Source organism: Rhizobium sp. CF080 (genome assembly GCF_000282095.2).
Taxonomy (GTDB): domain Bacteria; phylum Pseudomonadota; class Alphaproteobacteria; order Rhizobiales; family Rhizobiaceae; genus Neorhizobium.
This window is the reverse complement of record NZ_AKKC02000015.1, coordinates 36,485-56,999: the sequence shown is the minus strand read 5'-3', so window position 1 is coordinate 56,999 and position 20,515 is coordinate 36,485. Positions and strand designations below refer to the sequence as shown.

The 20,515-nt window shown below is 62.3% G+C and carries 18 protein-coding genes, 1 pseudogene and 2 riboswitches; of the genes and pseudogenes, 6 read left to right on the top strand and 13 right to left on the bottom strand.

Annotated features, from left to right (window positions below; all coding sequences use genetic code 11):
* Nucleotides 1–9 precede the first annotated feature (9 nt).
* Genes PMI07_RS27220 through crcB form a run of 3 tightly spaced genes read right to left on the bottom strand, consistent with a single transcriptional unit; the run spans nucleotide 10 to nucleotide 2,082 of the window.
* On the bottom strand, nucleotides 10–663 hold the full coding sequence (locus tag PMI07_RS27220; protein WP_007772529.1) for an HAD-IA family hydrolase: 654 nt from the start codon (nucleotides 661–663) through the stop codon (nucleotides 10–12).
* Nucleotides 660–1,655, bottom strand: a complete 996-nt coding sequence (locus PMI07_RS27215; RefSeq protein ID WP_007772531.1) for an RluA family pseudouridine synthase — start codon at nucleotides 1,653–1,655, stop codon at nucleotides 660–662. The genes PMI07_RS27220 and PMI07_RS27215 overlap by 4 nt, the downstream gene beginning before the upstream one ends.
* A gap of 49 nt (nucleotides 1,656–1,704) precedes the next feature.
* Complete coding sequence (gene crcB, locus PMI07_RS27210) at nucleotides 1,705–2,082, bottom strand: fluoride efflux transporter CrcB (protein WP_024164200.1); 378 nt, start codon at nucleotides 2,080–2,082, stop codon at nucleotides 1,705–1,707.
* A 124-nt stretch (nucleotides 2,083–2,206) separates the two neighbouring features.
* On the opposite strand from crcB, the gene PMI07_RS27205 reads away from it, so the two are divergent.
* Entirely contained in the window at nucleotides 2,207–2,485 is a 279-nt protein-coding gene (locus tag PMI07_RS27205; RefSeq protein ID WP_007757574.1) for a hypothetical protein, read from the top strand.
* A gap of 41 nt (nucleotides 2,486–2,526) precedes the next feature.
* Here PMI07_RS27205 and PMI07_RS27200 read toward each other — a convergent pair whose 3' ends face one another.
* From PMI07_RS27200 to PMI07_RS27190, 3 genes and pseudogenes are all read right to left on the bottom strand, one after another.
* Nucleotides 2,527–4,122: an EAL domain-containing protein gene (locus PMI07_RS27200; RefSeq protein ID WP_007757572.1), complete on the bottom strand. Its 1,596-nt coding sequence runs from the start codon at nucleotides 4,120–4,122 to the stop codon at nucleotides 2,527–2,529.
* Between the two features lie 353 nt (nucleotides 4,123–4,475).
* Nucleotides 4,476–4,874 (bottom strand): annotated as a pseudogene (locus PMI07_RS27195) (copper chaperone PCu(A)C); the annotation flags it as partial.
* Between the two features lie 155 nt (nucleotides 4,875–5,029).
* Nucleotides 5,030–5,407, bottom strand: a complete 378-nt coding sequence (locus tag PMI07_RS27190; RefSeq protein WP_007757570.1) for a hypothetical protein — start codon at nucleotides 5,405–5,407, stop codon at nucleotides 5,030–5,032.
* A 194-nt stretch (nucleotides 5,408–5,601) separates the two neighbouring features.
* A riboswitch (glycine riboswitch) is annotated at nucleotides 5,602–5,689 on the top strand.
* Nucleotides 5,690–5,769: riboswitch (glycine riboswitch) on the top strand.
* 67 nt (nucleotides 5,770–5,836) lie between these two features.
* Between PMI07_RS27190 and gcvT the strand changes: the two genes are divergently transcribed.
* From gcvT to PMI07_RS27165, 5 genes are all read left to right on the top strand, one after another.
* Nucleotides 5,837–6,973, top strand: coding sequence for a glycine cleavage system aminomethyltransferase GcvT (gene gcvT / locus PMI07_RS27185; RefSeq protein WP_007757569.1), 1,137 nt, complete (start codon nucleotides 5,837–5,839; stop codon nucleotides 6,971–6,973).
* 254 nt (nucleotides 6,974–7,227) lie between these two features.
* Complete coding sequence (gene gcvH / locus PMI07_RS27180; RefSeq protein ID WP_007757568.1) at nucleotides 7,228–7,590, top strand: glycine cleavage system protein GcvH; 363 nt, start codon at nucleotides 7,228–7,230, stop codon at nucleotides 7,588–7,590.
* Nucleotides 7,587–10,454 (top strand): aminomethyl-transferring glycine dehydrogenase, encoded by a 2,868-nt coding sequence (gene gcvP / locus PMI07_RS27175; RefSeq protein ID WP_007757567.1) that lies wholly within the window; start codon nucleotides 7,587–7,589, stop codon nucleotides 10,452–10,454. Before gcvH ends, gcvP begins: the two co-directional genes overlap by 4 nt.
* A gap of 365 nt (nucleotides 10,455–10,819) precedes the next feature.
* Nucleotides 10,820–11,149 carry a flagellar basal body protein gene (locus PMI07_RS27170; protein WP_007757566.1) on the top strand — a complete coding sequence of 110 codons (330 nt, stop codon included), beginning with the start codon at nucleotides 10,820–10,822 and terminating at the stop codon, nucleotides 11,147–11,149.
* Nucleotides 11,150–11,445: 296 nt separating this feature from the next.
* Nucleotides 11,446–11,856, top strand: a complete 411-nt coding sequence (locus PMI07_RS27165; RefSeq protein ID WP_007757565.1) for a nuclear transport factor 2 family protein — start codon at nucleotides 11,446–11,448, stop codon at nucleotides 11,854–11,856.
* 862 nt (nucleotides 11,857–12,718) lie between these two features.
* On the opposite strand, the gene dusA is transcribed toward PMI07_RS27165, so the two are convergent.
* From dusA to PMI07_RS27130, 7 genes are all read right to left on the bottom strand, one after another.
* The gene (gene dusA / locus PMI07_RS27160; RefSeq protein WP_007772168.1) at nucleotides 12,719–13,783 is read right to left on the bottom strand and encodes a tRNA dihydrouridine(20/20a) synthase DusA; all 1,065 of its coding nucleotides are present in this window, start codon (nucleotides 13,781–13,783) and stop codon (nucleotides 12,719–12,721) included.
* A 326-nt stretch (nucleotides 13,784–14,109) separates the two neighbouring features.
* Nucleotides 14,110–15,450: an MmgE/PrpD family protein gene (locus tag PMI07_RS27155; RefSeq protein ID WP_024164199.1), complete on the bottom strand. Its 1,341-nt coding sequence runs from the start codon at nucleotides 15,448–15,450 to the stop codon at nucleotides 14,110–14,112.
* A gap of 9 nt (nucleotides 15,451–15,459) precedes the next feature.
* On the bottom strand, nucleotides 15,460–16,314 hold the full coding sequence (locus tag PMI07_RS27150; RefSeq protein WP_007760953.1) for an aldolase/citrate lyase family protein: 855 nt from the start codon (nucleotides 16,312–16,314) through the stop codon (nucleotides 15,460–15,462).
* 28 nt (nucleotides 16,315–16,342) lie between these two features.
* Nucleotides 16,343–17,356: an amidohydrolase family protein gene (locus PMI07_RS27145; protein ID WP_007760955.1), complete on the bottom strand. Its 1,014-nt coding sequence runs from the start codon at nucleotides 17,354–17,356 to the stop codon at nucleotides 16,343–16,345.
* 21 nt (nucleotides 17,357–17,377) lie between these two features.
* Nucleotides 17,378–18,286: a PhnD/SsuA/transferrin family substrate-binding protein gene (locus PMI07_RS27140; protein ID WP_007760957.1), complete on the bottom strand. Its 909-nt coding sequence runs from the start codon at nucleotides 18,284–18,286 to the stop codon at nucleotides 17,378–17,380.
* 16 nt (nucleotides 18,287–18,302) lie between these two features.
* Nucleotides 18,303–19,154, bottom strand: coding sequence for an amidohydrolase family protein (locus PMI07_RS27135; protein ID WP_007760958.1), 852 nt, complete (start codon nucleotides 19,152–19,154; stop codon nucleotides 18,303–18,305).
* Nucleotides 19,155–19,182: 28 nt separating this feature from the next.
* Nucleotides 19,183–20,181: an ABC transporter substrate-binding protein gene (locus PMI07_RS27130; protein ID WP_007760959.1), complete on the bottom strand. Its 999-nt coding sequence runs from the start codon at nucleotides 20,179–20,181 to the stop codon at nucleotides 19,183–19,185.
* Nucleotides 20,182–20,515 lie beyond the last annotated feature (334 nt).

The following is a 20,515-nucleotide window of genomic DNA, read 5'->3' as shown; positions in this document are numbered from 1 at the left end:
AATAAAACCTCAGCCGATATGGCTCAGCAACTCGCTCGGATGGTGGACGATTACGTCGGCCCCGGCCTGTTTCAGCGCGTCCACCGAGGCATACCCCCAGGAAACGCCGATCGCCGTGGCACCGGCCGCCTTCGCCATCTGCATATCGTAAATGGCGTCGCCGATGACAAGGGTGTCGGAAGGCAACATGCCGGTCTCGTCGCAGCACTCGGTCACCATCGCCGGATGCGGTTTCGAGGGGCAGTCGTCGGCGGTGCGCGACACCACGAAATACTTGTCGAACCCGTGCGTTTCCATCACCAGCTTCAGCCCGCGCCGGGATTTTCCGGTGACCGCGCCGATCAGCAGGTCCTCGCGTGGTCCGATCGTATCGATGACGTCGCGGATGCCGGAAAACAGCGGCTCCTTGAAGTCGAGATCCTGGCGGACGACCGCAAACAGCGTCTTGTAATAGGCCATCATCTCGACGGCTTCCTCGTCGGCATGCGGTTTGCCCTGCATGCGGGCAATGGCGATGTCGAGCGTCAGCCCGATGATCGCCTTGGTGTCTTCCACTTGGGGCTCCGGCTTGCCGAAATGGGCAAAGGTGCGGCGCATGGTTTCATGGATCAGGCCCGCGCTGTCGACCAGCGTGCCGTCGCAATCGAAAAGTACCAGTTTCATTCGTCGTCGTCGTCCCTGCGGCCGTTTTCCATGTCGAACCCGAGAAGGTTCCAGCTCTGCACCATGTGCGGTGGCAAAGGTGCCGTGACCTTCAGCCGCCCGCCGTTCGGATGCGGAATGTCGATATGGCGCGCGTGCAGATGCAGCTTTTTCTGGATGCCGCCCGGAAAATCCCAGTTGTGATCGTCGTCGAAATATTTCGGGTCGCCGATGATCGGATGGCCGATATGCAGGGCGTGCACGCGCAGCTGGTGGGTGCGGCCGGTATAGGGCTCCATCTCCATCCAGCAGAGCGTCTGCGCCGCCATTTCCAGCACGCGGTAATAGGACACCGCGTGATCGGCGCCGTCCTCGCCATGCTTGGCGATCCGCATGCGGTCTCCGTCCGGCGTCTGTTCCTTCACCAGCCAGGTGGAGATCTTGTCCTCGTGCTTGCGCGGCACACCCTTGACCAGCGCCCAATAGGTCTTCTTGGTGTCCCGTTCGCGGAAGGCGGCGGTCAGCTTCTGGGCCGCGCCGCGGGTCCGGGCGATCACCAGCACGCCTGATGTATCGCGGTCGAGCCGGTGGACGAGCCGCGGCTTTTCGCCCTTCGGGCTCACCCAGCTGTCGAGCATCTGGTCGATATGGCGCGCGACGCCCGATCCGCCCTGGACGGCCAAGCCCGCCGGCTTGTTGAGCACGATCACCTTCTCGTCCTCGTGCAGCACCATGCGCGACAGAAGCTCGAAATCGCTGGAATGCTTGAGATCCTTGCCGGCGATCGGCCCGGTTTTCTTCGCATCCACCTCCATCGGCGGAATGCGCACCGTCTGTCCCGGCTGCACGCGGGCGTCGGATTTCACCCGTCCGCCGTCGACGCGCACCTGTCCGGAGCGCAGCAGCTTCTGCAGCGGCCCGAAGCCGAGGCCCGGGTAATGGATCTTGAACCATCGGTCGAGACGCATGCCCGCTTCGTCCGCCTCGACGCGGATATGCTCGATGCCTGCCATCAAAGCTCTTTCATATCTGGATGTGGGCCAACGACCCTTTGCCCGGTCTTTAGAGCATTGCCCGCCCGAGCGCCAGTCCGGCAAAAACCGCACAGAGCGAGATTGCCACGCTTGCGACGATATAGGTCACGCCGACCATGGTGGTACCCCGCTCCAGGAGCGCCACCACATCGAGCGAAAACGCCGAAAACGTCGTAAAGCCGCCGAGAAAGCCGGTGATGATCAACAGTCGCATCTCGGGGGATGCATCAAACCGCCGGACAATGAGTTCGGCGAGAAAGCCGATCGCGAACGAGCCCGCGACGTTGACGGCAAGCGTTCCCCAGGGAAAGGCCGGCCCGCACAGGCGCAGCGCCCAGAGCCCGACGAGATAGCGGCAGACGGAGCCGATCGCTCCGCCGATGGCGACGAGAAGCACGTTGTTCATGGCGCTTTCTGTAGGACAAAACTGAGAATCGTCAAATCGATAAAATGCCCACGTTTTGTTTAAACGGGAACAAATCAGGGTCGGCGTAATTATCATGATCTAAGAAAAGATTGTGATACGCGCCATGACACAACTGGTCACCATATCGGCAAGCACCGCCGCCCTCGCCATAGAGGCTCTGCGGCCCGGCCGGCGCATCTCGGCCAAGGATCAGGTCAAGGACATCAAGGCCGATGCCGACCGCAATGCCCGCCGCGCCGAAAACGCCGGCGACCCCGGCGATATCGAATTCATGATCCCCGCCACCACCGTCTCGATCGATGTGCTGACGACCGATCAGCAGCACCACCCGCAAGCGACATTCTCCCAGGCGCAGTCGGCTTATCGCGATCTCGAAGACTGACAGTCTTCATCTCGAAGACTGATCGTCTTCTCCCGCAGCCGTCAGGCCGCCACGCGCCGGATGTTCTTCCGCCCGCTCCCCGAGCGGGCTTTTGCGTTTCGGTGATAGTCGATGAAGTCCGCGGCCGGCAGCGGTTTCGAGAACAGCCAGCCCTGGCCGAAATTGACGTCGCGAGCCTTCAGATAATCGGCCTGCTCCTCCGTCTCCACGCCTTCCGCGACGATCTGCAGGTCGAGCGTCTTCGCCATCTCGATGATATGGGCGGTGACCGAACTGGTGGCGCTGTTGCGGCCGATCGTGTCGACGAACGACTTGTCGATCTTCAGCGCATCCATCGGCAGTCCCTGCAGATATTGCAGGCTCGAATATCCGGTGCCGAAATCGTCGATTGCCACCAGGTGACCGCGTTCCCGGGCCCGGGTCAGCGTCGCCCGCGCTGCCTCGATATCGATGAAGCCGCGTTCGGTCGCCTCCAGCCAGATCTGTCCTGCCGCTATCCCCGTCTTTGCGAGCTTCTCGCCGAGAACATCGAGAATGCGGCCGGATGTGACATCGTCGGCGCAAAGGTTGACGGCGATATGCAGCGACCGTTCCGCGATGAGCAGCGCCCCGAGATCGGCGATGATAGCTTCGATGACCTGGTCCGTGATCGGCAGGATGAGCCCGCTCTCCTCGGCAAGCGGGATGAACAGGTCCGGGCGCACCAGCGATCCGTCCGGCCGCCGCCAACGCACCAGGGCCTCCGCGCCGACGCAGATGCCGGTCTTGAGTTCGATGATTGGCTGGTAGTGGACGATGAATTCGCGCCTTCGCACCGCGATCGCCAGTTCACCGAGGGGTGACAGCCGCTTCTTGGAAAGCCAGATCACCATCCCCACGATGAAGACGGCGGCGAAGGCGCCGACCGGCAGCAGCAGGAACTGTTCGTCCCGAAGCCTGCCTGCAAGGTTGGAGCGCGACTCCATGGCGATCGCGATCAATCCCTTGTCGCGTGCCACCGCGTAGAGCGTCGAGGACGTCATGCCGTTCTTCGGCTCGTTGATCAGCGCGTTGACGAGGTCCGTCTCCGGCGAGTTGAGTTCGTTGATCAGCATGCCCTGCCGGTTGGCGAGCGCCAGGGAAATGTCGGCATCCACCAGGATGTCGACGAAACGGGCCGGATCGACCAGCACGTTATAGGGACCGTAATGCAGCCCCATCATCGGATTGCCCATGCTGACCGCCGGCTGCACGCGGGTGGCGACTTCCACGCCGTCAGGCGTCATGTAATCGATCCACGGCCTCTTGACCTGGTGCTCCTCGATCCCCCAGGAGGTGCATTTCAGCAGGCCGTTCTCGAAATAGCCGACTTGCTTGACCGAGGGCGTGTTGAAGGCGATCACCCGCATGCGGGCGATGTGCTGGTCCGAACACGGCACCAGGCGCGGATAGGCGAGCGAATCGAGCGCCGCCCGCGCGTCCTCGAACGTCCTGCTCGCGCGCATGATTGTCTGCTGCGCGATCCGCTCGAGATTGTTCTGCTGTTTCTCGACCGTGATGATCCACGAAATGTAGACCATCGCGGCAATCGGAACGATTGCCCCGAGCAGGCCGAGGAAAATGGCCGCCGCAATCACCCGAGAACGTCGCAGTTCCATTGCCGAAACCTTTGATGAGAGGTCTTGGCGCCATTCATCGCGGACTTCTGTTAAGATTCATTGATGCAACTCGATCAGGTTGTATCGAAGCAATTTCTAAAACCCTGCCGGTTGTCCTCATCCAGGCAGCGCCAGTCGGGCTGAGTGACTGCCGGGGCCGGGAAACCAGTTGGTTTCCTAGGTCCGCTTGCCTGCAAAATGCAGCGGAAGGTTACCGAAAGCCCTGATTCCTTGATGACGAATGTCGCCGGCATTTCCTTAATGCGCGACAATCGATAAAGTCGCTGACAGGCTACCTCAAACTGCTGCGCTGGAGACGAAGAGCCCGCTCGAACAAGCGGGCTCCATCACACTCACTTGTGCGCGTGACCACCCGGTCCCGCCGCCTCAACCGGCAGCGTGATGTCCATCTTGCCGGCCTTCTCGAAGGTCAGCGTCACCGGCACCTTGTCGCCTTGCTTGAAGGGTTCCTTGACCTTCATGAACATCAGGTGCAGTCCGCCGGGCGTCAGTTCGACCGTCTTGCCCGCCGGGATCGCGATGCCCGTGTCGAGCTTGCGCATCCGCATTACCTCGCCCTGCATTGCCATCTCGTGCAGCTCGACGGTGCCGGCGGCGGGCGAGGCAACCGAAACCAGCATGTCGTCGGCAGGGCCGTTGTTCTTGACGGTCAGATAGCCGCCGCCGACTGGCTGACCCGGCAACATGGCCTTGGTGAAGGCGCTGGTAATTTCCAGATTGCCGAACTTGACGGGCGCCTCATCAGCTGCCGCCCCCGAAAAAGCGATGCCGGTCGCAGCGAAAAGGCCGAGGAAAGCGAGTTTGGTGAAGGTCTTCATGGAATATCCCCATACGGTGACTGCATCTATGCCGGTCGACCGCGATTGATCTCTAGCAGGTGAAAGGATCAGACCGAAGGCGGCGGGGCGCGGGATTTCGGCCAGGCGACGGCCGTCGTGCCGAGCAGTTCGGAAAACCGGCGCAGCGGATTGGCAAGCGAGGCGCGCTCGCCGGCAAGCCAGGCCTCGTCGTCCGGCGGCGGCAGGATGACCGATGCGGCCAGCAGGCAGACTTCGCAGAGCGGCTTTGCCGCCGGCATCTGGTGGCCGTGGTCGCCTTCGGAACAGATATCGGCAAAGGTGCCGTCCGGCAGCCTATAGGATTCGCCGTAGGAATCGAGTGGCGCTGCGGCCTGCACCGGCTGATGGGCAAACCCCAGCAAAAGCAGCAGCATGGCGCAGAAAATGCGCGTCCAGCTCGCCGCCATGTCCAGTCTTGCCGTCATTGTTCCGCCTGTCCGACCGATGCGGGAATAACCCAAATCACAGTAAAGCGCAAAAGCCCTTTTGCCGCGTGATACCGGATCCATGTCGGCCCGCATTGCATTAGATCAAATCGCGTTTGCTGCGTTGCGACAAAAATCGTGCGCCCCGCGACATCAGGGGCTTGCCAAACAGTGATCGAGGTCGATAATACCGCCCAGACTCGCTGGGAGAAGCCGCTTGAATGCGGTGCCGAAGGAGCAACCGCCCCGGAAACTCTCAGGCAAAAGGACCAGCAGTCGACCGACAGGAACTCTGGAGAGAAGCCTTTAAAGGGCTCGCCGAAGGGATAACAATCTCAGGCAAAAAGGACAGAGGGGGCTCATAACCGGTGCGTCTGCGCGCCTGAATCTGAGCCGGCGCGTATTCCGCGCCAACCCTGGAGGCCGTCCTTGGACGATCAACCCGTTCTCAAGACAACCCCGCTTCACGCCCTCCATCTGTCGCTTGGCGCCAGGATGGTGCCCTTCGCCGGCTATGACATGCCGGTGCAATATCCGGCCGGCGTGCTGAAGGAACATCTGCACACCCGCGCTGCCGCCGGCCTGTTCGACGTCTCCCATATGGGCCAGGTCGTCATCCGTGCGAAATCCGGCACTTACGAAGATGCCGCGCTTGCGCTCGAAACCCTGGTGCCCGTCGATATCCTCGGCCTGAAGCCCGGCCGCCAGCGTTACGGTTTCTTCACCGACGACAATGGCGGCATCCTCGACGACCTGATGATCACCAATCGCGGCGACCACCTTTTCGTCGTCGTCAACGCGTCGTGCAAGGAGGCCGACCTCGCCCACATGCAGGCGCATCTGAGCGGTTGCGACGTCGAGCTTCTCGACGACCGCGCCCTTCTCGCCCTCCAGGGTCCTCGCGCCGAAGAGGTCCTGGCGGCTCTCTGGCCCGATGTCGTCGACATGAAGTTCATGGACGTCCGCGACGCGTCTCTCCACGACGCGCCCTGCATCATCTCCCGGTCCGGTTATTCCGGCGAGGACGGGTTCGAGATCTCGGTTCCGGCAGACCAGGCGGAGCAGATCGCCAAGGCGCTGCTCGAAGACCTGCACTGCCAGCCGATCGGGCTTGGCGCCCGCGATTCGCTGCGTCTGGAAGCCGGCCTCTGCCTCTATGGCAACGATATCGACACGACCACCTCGCCGATCGAGGCAGCACTGGAATGGGCGATCCAGAAACCCCGCCGCGCGGGCGGCGCCCGCGCCGGTGGTTTTCCGGGCGCCGACCGCATCCTCGGTGAACTCGCGAACGGCACCTCCCGCCGCCGTATCGGCCTGAAGCCGGAGGGCAAGGCGCCCGTCCGCGCCCATGCCAAGCTTTATGCGGATGCCGAGGGCAGGACCGAACTCGGCGAAGTCACCTCCGGCACCTTCGGCCCCTCGGTCGAAGGCCCCGTCGCCATGGGTTACGTGCCGACCCGCTTTGCCGAACCCGGCTGCCAGATTTTCGCGGAGGTGCGCGGCAAATACCTGCCGCTCACCGTCTCCGCCCTTCCCTTCATCACACCCACCTATAAGCGGTAATCAATGATGGTCGTTCCAGCCGTCACCCCCCTCTGGCCTGCCGGCCATCTCCCCCTCAAGGGGGGAGAGCACACGTGGCACGACCTTGCCGCCCCATCAACCTTTCGTCCGGATACAACGGTTTGCTTTGAGGCGAGCCGTCGCTCCCAGCCAATCTCCCCCCTTGAGGGGGAGATGTCCAGCAGGACAGAGGGGGGTGCCCCACGCTCTACGCGCACAAATACAACCAACTCATCCCCAGAGAGGATCTCAAAATGTTGAAATTCACCGCCGAACACGAATGGCTGAAGCTCGAAGACGGTATTGCCACCGTCGGCATCACCTCTCACGCTGCCGAACAGCTCGGTGATCTCGTTTTCGTGGAACTGCCGGAAGTCGGCAGCCAGCTCACCAAGGACGGCAATGCCGCGACCGTGGAAAGCGTCAAGGCCGCCTCCGACGTCTATTGTCCGCTGGATGGCGAAGTCACCGAGGTCAACCAGGCGATCGTCGACGACCCCTCGATCGTCAATTCCGATCCGCAGGGCAAGGGCTGGTTCTTCAAGCTGAAGCTGAAGAACGCCGCCGACGCCGACGCACTGATGGACGAGACCGCCTACCAGGAACTGATCGCATGACCACCGACAGCACCGATTTCCATTTCACCGACTACCAGCCCTACGACTTCGCCAACCGTCGCCATATCGGCCCCTCGCCCGCCGAAATGGCCGAGATGCTGAAAGTGGTCGGCTACAAGAACCTCGATGCCCTGATCGACGCCACCGTCCCGTCCTCGATCCGCCAGACGGCACCGCTTGCCTGGGGTCCGGCGCTCACAGAACGCGAGGCGCTCGACAAGCTGCGCGATACGGCCAACCGCAACAAGCCGCTCGTCTCGCTGATCGGCCAGGGCTATTACGGCACGATCACCCCGCCGGTCGTCCAGCGCAACATCCTTGAAAATCCCGCCTGGTACACCGCCTACACGCCCTACCAGCCGGAAATTTCGCAAGGCCGCCTCGAGGCGCTCCTCAATTTCCAGACAATGATCTGCGACCTGACCGGCCTCGACGTCGCCAACGCCTCGCTGCTCGACGAGGCGACCGCCGCCGCCGAAGCCATGGCGCTCTGCCAGCGCCAGGCCAAGTCCAAGGCGACGGCCTTCTTCGTCGACGCCGCCTGCCACCCGCAGACCATCGCCCTCATCGAAACCCGCGCTGCCCCGCTCGGCTGGAGCGTCATCATCGGCGACCCGATGGCCGATCTCGATCCCGTCGACGTGTTCGGCGCGATCTTCCAGTATCCGGGCACCAACGGCCATGTCCGCGATTTCACCGGCCTGATTTCCCGCCTGCACCAGACCGGCGCGGTCGCCGCCGTCGCCGCCGATCCGCTGGCGCTGACGCTGCTGAAATCCCCCGGCGAAATGGGCGCCGACATCGCCATCGGCTCAAGCCAGCGCTTCGGCGTGCCGGTCGGTTATGGTGGCCCGCATGCGGCCTATATGGCGGTCAAGGATGCCCACAAGCGCGCCATGCCCGGCCGCCTGGTCGGCGTCTCGGTCGACAGCCGCGGCAACCGCGCCTACCGCCTGTCGCTGCAGACCCGCGAACAGCATATCCGCCGCGAAAAGGCGACTTCGAACATCTGCACCGCCCAGGTGCTGCTGGCCGTCATGGCCTCCATGTACGGCGTCTTCCACGGCCCGGACGGTTTGAAGGCGATCGCCCAGCAGGTCCACCGCAAGGCCGTGCTGATGGCCAAGGGCCTCGAAAAGCTCGGCTATGTCATCGAACCCGACACCTTCTTCGACACGATCACCGTCGAAGTCGGCCACATGCAGGGCTTGATCATGCGCGCGGCGGTCGCCGAGGGCGTCAACCTGCGCAAGGTCGGCGAAACCCGCATCGGCATGTCGCTCGACGAGCGCACGAGGCCTGCGACCCTCGAAGCCGTCTGGCGTGCCTTCGGCGGCAATTTCAAGGTCTCGGATTTCGAGCCCACCTGGCGCCTGCCGACCGCGCTTCTGCGCAAATCCGACTACATGACCCACCCGATCTTCCACATGAACCGCGCCGAAAGCGAGATGACCCGCTATATCCGCCGGCTCTCTGACCGGGACCTGGCGCTCGACCGAGCAATGATCCCGCTCGGCTCCTGCACCATGAAACTAAATGCGACAGCCGAAATGCTGCCGATCACCTGGCCGGAGTTTTCCGACATCCACCCCTTTGTGCCCGCGGACCAGGCGCTCGGCTACAAGGAGATGATCGACGATCTGTCGCAGAAGCTCTGCCAGATCACCGGCTACGACGCCTTCTCCCTGCAGCCGAATTCCGGTGCCCAAGGCGAATATGCCGGCCTGCTCACCATCCGCAACTACCACATCGCCAACGGCGATACCCACCGCGACGTCTGCCTCATCCCCACCTCCGCGCACGGCACCAACCCTGCCTCGGCCCAGATGGTCGGCATGAAAGTGGTCGTCGTCAAGGTCCGCGACAACGGCGATATCGACCTCGACGATTTCCGCGCCAAGGCCGAACAATATGCCGATAACCTCTCGGCCTGCATGATCACCTACCCCTCGACCCACGGCGTCTTCGAGGAAACGGTGCGCGAGATCTGCGAGATCACCCACAGCCACGGCGGCCAGGTCTATCTCGACGGCGCCAACATGAACGCCATGGTCGGCCTGTCCCGGCCAGGTGACATCGGCTCCGACGTTTCCCACCTCAATCTCCACAAGACCTTCTGCATTCCGCATGGCGGCGGCGGTCCTGGCATGGGCCCGATCGGCGTCAAGACGCATCTCGCCCCGCACCTCCCCGGCCACCCGGCGACGGACGGACGCGAAGGTGCGGTCTCGGCCGCCCCCTTCGGCTCCCCGTCGATCCTGCCGATCTCCTGGTCCTACTGCCTGATGATGGGCGGCGAGGGTCTCACCCAGGCGACCAAGGTGGCGATCCTCAACGCCAACTATATCGCGGCACGCCTGAAGGGCGCGTACGACGTGCTCTACAAGTCGGAAGCCGGCCGCGTCGCGCATGAATGCATCATCGACACGCGCCCGCTCAACGTCTCGGCCGGCGTCAGCGTCGACGACGTCGCAAAACGCCTGATCGACTGCGGTTTCCACGCCCCGACGATGAGCTGGCCGGTTGCCGGCACGCTGATGATCGAGCCGACCGAAAGCGAGACCAAGGCCGAGCTCGACCGGTTCTGCGATGCGATGCTGGCGATCCGCGAGGAAGCCCGCGCCATCGAGGACGGCCGCATGGACCGGGTGAACAACCCGCTGAAGAACGCCCCGCACACGGTGGAAGACCTGGTCGGCGAATGGGACCGCCCCTATTCCCGCGAACAGGCCTGCTACCCGCCCGGCGCCTTCCGCGTCGACAAATACTGGTCCCCGGTCAACCGTGTCGACAACGTCTATGGCGACCGCAACCTCGTCTGCACCTGCCCGCCGCTGGAGGCCTATGCGGAGGCGGCTGAGTAAACACGGCGACCGTCACCACGCCTTCTCGGGTTGATCCCCGGACGCCAAGAGGGCCGCGAACGCCTATCTCCCCCCTTGCGGGGGAGACTTCGGAGCGATGGCCGCAGGCCGGAAATCGATGAAGGCGATTTCAGCGAACGAAGGCCTGAGCGCGTCCCCGAGCGAAGGTTTTCAACACCTTAGCGCAGCTAAGTGTTAGAAATTCCAAGAGAGGGGGCATGCCCTATGCGCCTGCATTTCCGCCCCCGCCCCGTTCCGGCACATCTATGCTGCACCGCACTACGCTTCCCTTACCCTTCTCCTTCAGTCTTCCTTGAAGCTCTTGCCCTAAAACATCTGCCATCGGGGTTTGGGGGATGATGGTCATGGGTCTGTCGGCTGTGATGAGCATTGCGGTGTCGGGCATGCAGGCCCAGGCGAAACGGCTCGCGACCGCGGCACACAACATCGCCAATGCCGATACGTCCGGCTATAACCGCCTCGACACGCAGGTCTCCTCCCTCCCCAACCCCGGCGGCGTCACCACCGCCGTCACCGCCTCCACATCGGTCACCTTCCCCGACAGCTCGAATGTCGACATGGCAAGCGAAATGCTCGACGCGCTGACCGCCGCCCAAGGCTATTCGGCCAATGCGGCTGCATTCGAGACGGGTGCGGATATGTGGGATGTGCTGATGAGCATCAAGCGGGATTGAGGGAGCCGTCTGCTTCAGGCAGAGATGGCGTTAGGCGGGAATCTGGCGCCGGTGTGAATGATATCCGCCCGTAGTGGTCATTCGACATCCGATCACAAGAGGCAGCTTCGCGCCCTCATTGTGGTCATTCCAGCCGATCTTGCAATGTCCTGAAAGCTGCCGGTCCGATTGGTCACTGAGCCCGACGAACTTCGAAGACGAAGCCGCCAAAGTTCATCACGAATTCTGGCCGAAGCATCTGGGCAAGGCATTGCCCCGCAGTGCTGCGCCTCATGCAGAACGCGAGGAAACATGGTATGATCGCGAGCTCGCTTTCCGTACTGATGGAGACCGTGATGGACTTGCTTCGCCGGCTGAGGGATCTGTGCGATGCCTTCAACGCTCATGATCTCGATCTGATCATGACCTACTTCGCTGAAGACTGCATATTGGAGATGCCACGCGGGCGTGATCCATGGGGTTCTCGCTTGGAAGGCAAGACCAAGGTGCGAGAGGCTCTGGCGTCGCGCTTTCAGGGCCTGCCTGACGTTACCTACAACAACGCTGAGCACTTCGTTGATGAAGCATCCGGAACTGGGATATCGAGATGGACCCTCATGGGTACGTCGGTCAACGGGATAAAGACGGAAGTCCAAGGTTGCGATCTTTATACGTTTAAAAATGGTCAGGTGATCCGCAAAGATTCCTATTGGAAGATCGTCGAGTAGCTACAAGACCAGATGTTGACGCTCTTGAAGTGCCTCAGCTTTGAGCCGTCGGTCCGCTTCCGGCCCCAAATCGGGCATCGCGCTACGCACGGCGAATGTTTCCTGTTGGCGCAAAGCAGACATGGTCTCATACATTTGGCATTGGATTTTTGTGTGGATTATAGTTCTGGGGACGTTAGTAACCTGTCTTCAACGGGGATGTTCCTGAACATCTCCTGCAATTTTTCAATGCCTTAACCCAATCCACATCCTCTCTCATCCCCGCCCTCCCGACCCGTGCCTACAATCCTCCCGTTCCGTCGCGGATACACCGGCAGGCGTGCCGGCGAGGCGGGACCGGCGCCGGGTGGGAGGAAACGACGTGAGTCCTTCCATCCGGGGTTCGCGGAAAATGGTCTCCCTCCGGCGACACGGGGAGAGACGGAGGCAAACGGACCGAGCCTTCGTCTCTTGAAGCCCGAAACAGCGCGCCGGGCGTGCCTGTGCGGCACACAGGGTGGCTAACCGGATGGTTTCGCCGGATTTTCACAAGTCCGTTCGAACCATCGGAGAAACCGGCGGAGACCCATGGAAGCCTTGCCGATAAATCGGTTCGGACGGGCGCCACGGGTCATCCTCGGGTTTAACCCGAGGAGAACACCGTCCGGGAAGGCCACGGCAGAGGGACCGAAGTCGCGGATAATAACCGCCGAACGGGGCGCTGAGAGGTGTCACCTAAACTTATTGCTTACGAGGCAGCTTTCAGCGCCCCGTCCGATCCTCGCCCTCGGGTTAAACCCGAGGGTCGCCCGAGGATGACGAAAAGAAACAGAGGATCGCCAAGGGAGGAGTGTGTCTTGTGGTCGCTCGAAAATCTCTGCCCTTACCCCGCAAGCCTCTTCTCCTCGGGCTGAACCCGCGGACCGGCATCGATATCCACCGCGGCAAAGGCGGCCGCGATGACTTCCGGCCCGGCGCCCGGCCGGGTGGCGTCGGTGGAGAGGATCTGGCGAAACCGCCGCGCGCCGGCAAAACCCTGGAACAGCCCGACCATGTGCCGGGTGACGTGATGCAGCCGCCCGCCCCGCGTCATCAGCTCCGCCGCGTAGTCCATCATCGTCTCGCGCAGCGCCAGCCAGTCGATCTCGACAGTTCGAGTCTTCTCGACCGCACCAAAATTCAAAAACGCATCCACCCCGGCCAGCATACCGGTATTGTGATAGGCGGCGCGGCCGAGCATCACCCCGTCCATATGGGCGAGATGGTGGGCCGCCTGTTCCAGATCGGCGATGCCGCCGTTGATGCCCATGAATACGTCCGGGTTTTCCCGCTTCATGGCATGGACGAGGTCGTAATCGAGCGGCGGGATTTCGCGGTTTTCCTTTGGCGACAGCCCCTGCAGCCAGGCCTTGCGGGCATGGATCCAGACGGCGTCCGCTCCGGCGCCGATCACCCGGGCGAGGAAATCCGGCAGCACTTCGGTCGGCTCCTGGTGGTCGACGCCGATCCGGCACTTGACGGTGACCGGCACGCGCGACACCCGCTTCATCGCCGAAACGAGGTCCGCCACATGCGCCGGATCTCGCATCAGGCAGGCGCCGAACGTGCCCGACTGGACCCGGTCCGACGGGCAGCCGACATTGAGGTTGATCTCGTCATAGCCGTAATCGGCAGCGATCCGCACCGCTTGGCCAAGTTTTTCCGGATCCGAGCCGCCGAGCTGCAGCGCGACCGGATGTTCCTGCGGCGAATAGGACAGCAGCCTGTCGCGCGGCCCGTGGATGATCGCATCGGCCACCACCATCTCGGTATAGAGCAGCGCTTGCTTCGACAGCTGCCGGTGCAGGAAACGGCAATGCCTGTCGGTCCAATCGATCATCGGCGCAACGGCGAAGACGGGAGCCTTGAAATATTTGTTTTTCTCTTGTTTTACAGGCTCTTGTTGCACATTCTTCTCCGTCTTGTTCACGCCCGCTTTGGACCAGATCCGCTCGTTTCGAGGCTGGACCTAGTACAATGTAGCAAATGGAATTGCCGTATACCAAACGAGGAAACGGTCCTCGGCATGATCACCGCACGCAAACGCAAGAAGAGGAGCGTCGGCTACATGGCTCGGATGCGGGTTATGCGGGATGGCGTCACTACCACGAGACGGAGACTTTTGACAGACCTCCGGCAGGAGCGGCCTGGATGAAAAAGCGCGAGCGAGACCCCGCAAAGCCAGTTGCAATTCGACCGCCAGCACGCTGCCCCCGGACGCGCGCCAATGCCGCCCTACCTGCCGCCAAGCTGCAGGAGCGGCCGAAGTGTGCGCAGATCGGCGATCCCGTCGATGGCCACCAGCGCGTCGATCAGCCGTCGTGTCTGGTCGCCACCGAGCACCGGTCCGATCAACCCCTCCGCCTTGGCGATAACCTCCTGCAGGCTCATGGGATCTTCCGGCTGACCGCGCACCGTCTGCGGGTTCTTCACGAAAACACGGCCGTCACGCAGCGTCAGGGTGATGATCGCATGCTCCCGGCGATGCGCGCCGGGGCGCGGCTCGATCCGGACACGGTCGCGCAGCGCCAGCACCGCAGGGTCGGCCATGCGCCCGGCTTCGTGCACGGATTCGAAGCTGACGCCGCCATCGACGATGAAGAGCGACAGCAGGTGCGAGAGATTGAGGTTCGGCACCGTGCTGTTGGTGATCAGCACCCGCCGCTCGGGCAGAGTGACATGGATGTCGGCGACGTCATCGGCGGAGAACTCGTGCAGCTTCAGCAGTTCCTCGATCGAATCAAGCGCTGCCTGGCAGGGCGAGCCGACGCTCCATTTCTTGATCGCCGTGCGCAAAACTTCATACCGCGCGCCGAGCGCCTCGACGGCGAGTTCGGGCTTCGATGTTTCCAGGTAGCCGGCAAACAGGCCGGGCACGCCTTCCAGCGGTTCGGTGGAGGTCGGGATGCCCGTCCTGCCGAGCAGCGCCGCCTTGACGCCGTTGTGAGCCGGCAGGCCGCCGAACACGAAACCCTTTTCGATATGGGCCGGGTCGCGCACCCAGCAGGTGCTGCCGGAAGCGAGATGAGTGGCAAATGTCAGGGTGCGGGCGCAGCCGGCGGCGTCGATGTCGAACAGCGCCGCCGATGCCGCCGCCGAGCCAAAAATGCCGCCGAACGAACAATGGTGGTAGCGCACCATGAAGTCGCCGCCGCCGATCGCGGCAGCGACGCGCGTCCCGATATCATAGCCGGTCACGATGGCGGACAGGAGCGCGCCTCCCGAGCTGCCGAGCACCTCGCCGACCGCAAGCGCTGCCGGTATGACCGAGCAGCCTGGATGGGTCACCGATGCGCCATGCGAATCGTCCGACTCGTCAGCATGCGCAAACATGCCGTTGGCGAGCGCGGCGCATTCGGCTGAGACGACCATATCGGTCCCCACCACGGTCGCCTGCTCCTTGCCGGAGAGTTCGCGGGCAAAGGCGATGGCGCCGGGCCTTGCTTCGAGCATGCTGCCCGAAACCATGGCCGCCACCGTGTCGATAAGATGGTGCACCGTCGCCTCGCGGACCTCGTCCGGCAGGATACGGTCCTTGGTGGCGGCAATGTAATCGGCAAGCGTCGCAGTGATCATGGCTGTCGCTCAGACGCGACCGGCAAGCTTGCGGCCGGTTTCCAGTGCCGCGAAGGAGCGCACCGGCGCGGCGAGCAGCAGGTCGTAGCCATCCGCAATGACGCGTTCGACATTCTTGGAACCCACATGCGGATGGCCGACCGGAACGCCATGCGCCTTGCAGATGCGGACGATCTCCGCCATGTGCGCGACAACCTCCGGGTGCTCGTATTCACGCGGATAACCGAGCTCCTGGCTCAGGTCCCCCTCGCCGATCAGGACCGCGCCGATACCCTTCACTCTGGTCAGGATTTCGTCGAGATTGGCGATGCCTTCGAGATCCTCGATCATCAGGATGACGAGGATCTCGCCCTCCGGGTCGAGCGGCCAGACATCGGCACGGCGATAATATTCCTTGGTATCGATACCCCAGAACCGCGAGGCGGTGCCGGGACTGTCGCCACGAATGCCGGCCGGCTCGTGGAGCGGCGCGGTCTTGCGGCGCGGATAACGGCAGGCGGCCACCGCATTATAGGCCTGTTCGACGGTGCTGACATGCGGCCAGACCACGCCGAAGGCGCCCATGTCCAGCGCCTGTTTCGCCATCCATTGGTTCATCTCGCCGCCGTTCGCGGGGATGCGGCAGATCGGCGTGACAGCCGGTCCCGGGGCGCTTGCACCCCGGATCTGTTTCGGGCTCAGCATGTATTGCAGGGTGTCGCGAAGCTGGGCGGGATCCCACGGCCGGTGTTCCATCTCGTAGATGACACCGTCATAGGCGGCCGAAGACACCCAGAGCGCGGATTCCATTCCCGCAGGCGCAAAGGTCCCGAAAGCCTTCTGGCCGCTCTCCAGTGCCCTGATAATTCCGTTCAATCTTGCCATGGTTATGGTTTCCTCCCTGAACCAGACATCAGTGACCCAGCGCCTTGTTCAGGCGTGGGAAGACCTTGCGGGCGTTGCCCTCGAAAATCTTGCTTCGGTCCTCGTCCGACAGGTGCTTGAGCTGGTCGACATACCGCTTGGTGTCATCGAAATAGTGGCCCGTATCCGGATCGACGCAGCGTACCGCACCGATCATCTCGGAGGCGAACAGCACGTTATCGACGGGGATGACGCTGGTGAGCAACTCGACGCCCGGATAGTGATAGACGCAGGTATCGAAGAACACGTTGTTGCGGATCATCTCGGCCAGCGGAGGACGCTTGAGGTCATAGGCGAGGCCCCGATAACGCCCCCAATGATAGGGAACGGCGCCTCCGCCATGCGGAATGATGAACCGGAGTGTCGGGAAATCCTTGAAGATGTCCGATTGCAGGAACTGCATGAAGGCAATGGTGTCGCCCGCAAGATAATGGGCGCCGGTATGATGGACGGCGTCGGTGCAGGACGAGCTGACATGGACCATCGCCGGCACGTCCAGTTCGACCATCTTCTCATAGAGCGGATAGAAGGAACGGTCGGTCAATGCCGGCCCCTGCCAATGCCCGCCGGACGGATCCGGATTGAGATTGCATCCGATAAAACCAAGCTCAGTCACGCAACGCTCGAGTTCGGCGACGCAATTGGAGGCCGGCGCGCCGGGAGATTGCGGAAGCTGGCAGACGCCGACAAAGCTCTCCGGGAAGAGCCTGCAGACCTGATGAATCAGGTTGTTGGAAAGCCGGCTCCAGCGCCCGCTCATCGCCTCATCGCCCAGATGGTGCCCCATCAGGCCGGCGATCGGGGAGAAGATGGTGACGTCGGTGCCCCGTTCCTTTTGCAGTTTCAGCTGCGCGTCGACGAGCGTCTCGCGAACCTCATCGTCCGAGAAGGTCGGTTCGTCCGGCTCCATCCCGCCCTTGTCAAAGGCGGCAACCTGCGCCTTGCGGAACTCCCTGAGCTTCAGGGGCGCGGTGGTGTAATGCCCGTGGCAGTCGATGATCATGGGTTCTCCTCCCCGTTCGGTTCACGCGCCGAGCGCTGCGGTCGTTTCGTCGAAGAGTTCGTCGACCGAAAGCTTGCGGCCGATGATCTTCTGCTGAAACGCGTAGTCGATGGCCATTTCCAGCGAAGGCCTGAGGGCCTTCAGGCCGAACTGCCGCATCTGCAGGCCATCGACGGGCTTGGTATCGAGGTCGCGGCTTTCGAGCAGCATGCGATAGATCTCGCCCACGACATCCGGCCGCTGCCTGGACAGTTCCGGCCGGACGACGACCATGTGGTTCATCGGGATGACGCCGGTCCTGGCGTGCCAATCCAGTGCATCCTTCTTCGGGTCGGCGATCACGGTCTTGATGCGCGGATCGTCCGGCATGTCGCTGCCGATCATCGCCGCATCGATCTCGCCGGAAAACAGCATCTCCTTCAGCTTCTTGCCCTTCGCCGCCCGTTCCACATTCGACGGGTCGGTATATTCGGCAAGATGCCCGTCTTCGAACGTCACCCAGTGGACCTTCGCCGGGTCGACCCCGTATTCGTTTTGAAGAATGCCGCGAATCCAGACGCCGGTGGTCTGCGTATAGGAGCGCACGCCGATGCGCTTGCCGTTGAGGTCTGCGGGTTTGAGCATGCCATGCTCGGTATTGTAGGCGACGCACCGATGCTGGAAGCGCCCGCCGATGACCGCCGGCAGGAGCACGAGCGGCTTGCCGTAATATTTGGCCTGGAGAAAGGTGACGATCGCCAGTTCGCCACAGTCGTATTTGCCCTCGCGGACCATCGGCTTGAAGCCGTGGTGGATCAGTTCGGGGGAGTCGAAGTCGAAGCTGACGATATCGCTTTTGATGGCGCCCGACGTCAGGGACTTGGTGCTGGCATTTTCGCCGAGAAGCGTTTCGAGCTTCACCGGGCCGCTTGCGGGATAGGTTCTGGTCATGGGACTGCTCCGCGTCTCAGGCGAGTTTGGGATAGAGGAACTCGGCGGTGCCGCCCAAGATCCAGTTCTGGTCGTCCTGCGACAGCGACTTGAGGTTATCCCTGGCGCGGTCGACGATCTGCTTCAGCGTGCCCGACGAGGCCGGATAGTTGGAGCCGAAGGCGATGCGCCTGGCGCCGAATTGAGCGACCAGTTTCGGGAAGAAGGTTTCAGGCGAAGCCTGGCCGGAATTGGCCAGATCGAACGAACGCGGCGTCACCTTCAGGTAGATGTTGGGATTGGCGGCGAGATCGAAGAGCGGCTGCGCATTGGCGTAAGGAGGGCCGTCCGTCGTGTCCATCCGCGCCAGATGGTCGAGGATGATGCGGGTCTGGGGGAAACGGCGGGCCATTTCGACGATGATCGAAAATGCCGGAGGTCTTGCCTGCACGCAGATCGAGATGCCGTTGGCGCCCGCATATTCCCAGACCGGAAAGGTGCGCGCGTCATTGAGCCAGCTGAAGTCGAATTCGAGCTTGCTTCCGCCGGTATAGAGGCGGATGCCGGCAATGCCGCGATCGATCCAGCCCTTGAGCGTATCCACCGCGTCGGGCGCAAGCACGTCGATCGTGCCGACCCCGGTGAACCTGTCCGGATGCAATTTGATGGCATGGGCAACGTAGCTGTTGTTGTAACCGTAGCAGGTTGCCGACTGTACCAGCGCGGAACTGGCGATACCCGCCTCGTCCATCGCCGTGATCATGTCCTCGACCGTCACCTGGTGCTCGCGCGACCAGTCCGACTGCTCGCCGCCGATCGGCGAGCGCGGAAAGACAGCGTCGTCCTTCGAGATGACGTGCGGGTGAATATCATGGATCTTCTGGGTCATTTCCTTCCGTCCTTTATTGTTCTGCGTGTCAGTTGGAGGTGGGATCGACGAACAGCTCGTTCATCGCAAGTTCGCGGGAAATCAGCCCCTGGTGCCTCGCGTAACGCTGCAGCGCTTCGATGGATGGCCGGTTGGCCTCAATGCCGTAAGGCAGCGGGTCCGCCCCGACGACCTGGCTCAGTTCCAGATATTTGGCGTGGTCGCCGCCCTTCAGCGCACCGCTCTGGAGCTGCGCGACATAGCGGTCCTTGGACTTGGCGAAGGCATCGAAAAGCGATCTGGCGAGCCAGGGATGCGCGTTCAGCAGCTCGTCCTTGACCACCAGCAGCCCGTGCATCGGATAGATATGCGTGCGCTTGAACCAGTCCGCGGCAAGCCGGTCGGCATCGGGCAGCAGTTCCTTGTATTCGATCTGGTCGGCGGAAGCGGACTTTTCCTTCCAGTCGGCATCCGGCTTGCCTTCACGGCCGATGCCGGCATTGGCTTCGAAACCGGCCTGGATCTCGCCGCTTTCCATCATCGAAGCGAGCGACTTGCCTTCCGGCGCATGAATGACATTGGACGGAAGCTTGAGAGCCTGCACGTGCTCCTCGTCGTCGACCACCCAGGTGACCTTGTCGTCGTCGAGACCGTATTCGTCGACGAGGACGCCTCGCGTCCAAACGCCTGTCGTCACCGAATAGGCCCGCACACCCAACTTCTTGCCTTCCAGGTCCTTCGGTTTCTCGATCCCGACATCCGGGCGGATCAGAAGGCCGTTGTGGTGGAAGCGGCGCGAAACGAAGATCGGTAGGGCGGTGAACTTGGCGCCGAATGCTTTGGCGATAATGTAGGTTGTCGGCGCGAGCTCGCAGACATCGAATTCGAGGTCTCGGACCATTCGCCGATAGGCAGCAATCTGCGGTTTCACCTCGATCCAGTTCGGCGTCACGCCTTCGATCGGGATGGCGCCGCTCTTGACCTCGGCGGTATGACCGTAAGTGCGAACCGCGAATGACAAGGAAAGCGGCTGTGAATCTGCGCCCATCGAAAACCTCCCAGGCTTTTGATGGATATTCCCGCCGAGCAGCATCAGCAGCCGATGTCTGTTTTGCCGGCCGCTGGCTCAAGGAATACCCGTTGCTTTTCCGGAAAAACTAGAGGGCTGGATCGGTATTGGCCAATTGTAAGGCTGGTAATGTCCATAAGAAAATTCGAAAGGGATGGTTTTTCTGAAAGCGAAAATCGTGCACTTCTGCGCCAAAAAACCGGATTATCTCCAAGAATTCAGCGGTGAAGTCGCGGCTTGAGAAAGCTATGTACTTCTGTTTTGGGTAAAGCGCACCATCCGGCGAGGTTCGAAACCTGCTGGATTTTGAGCA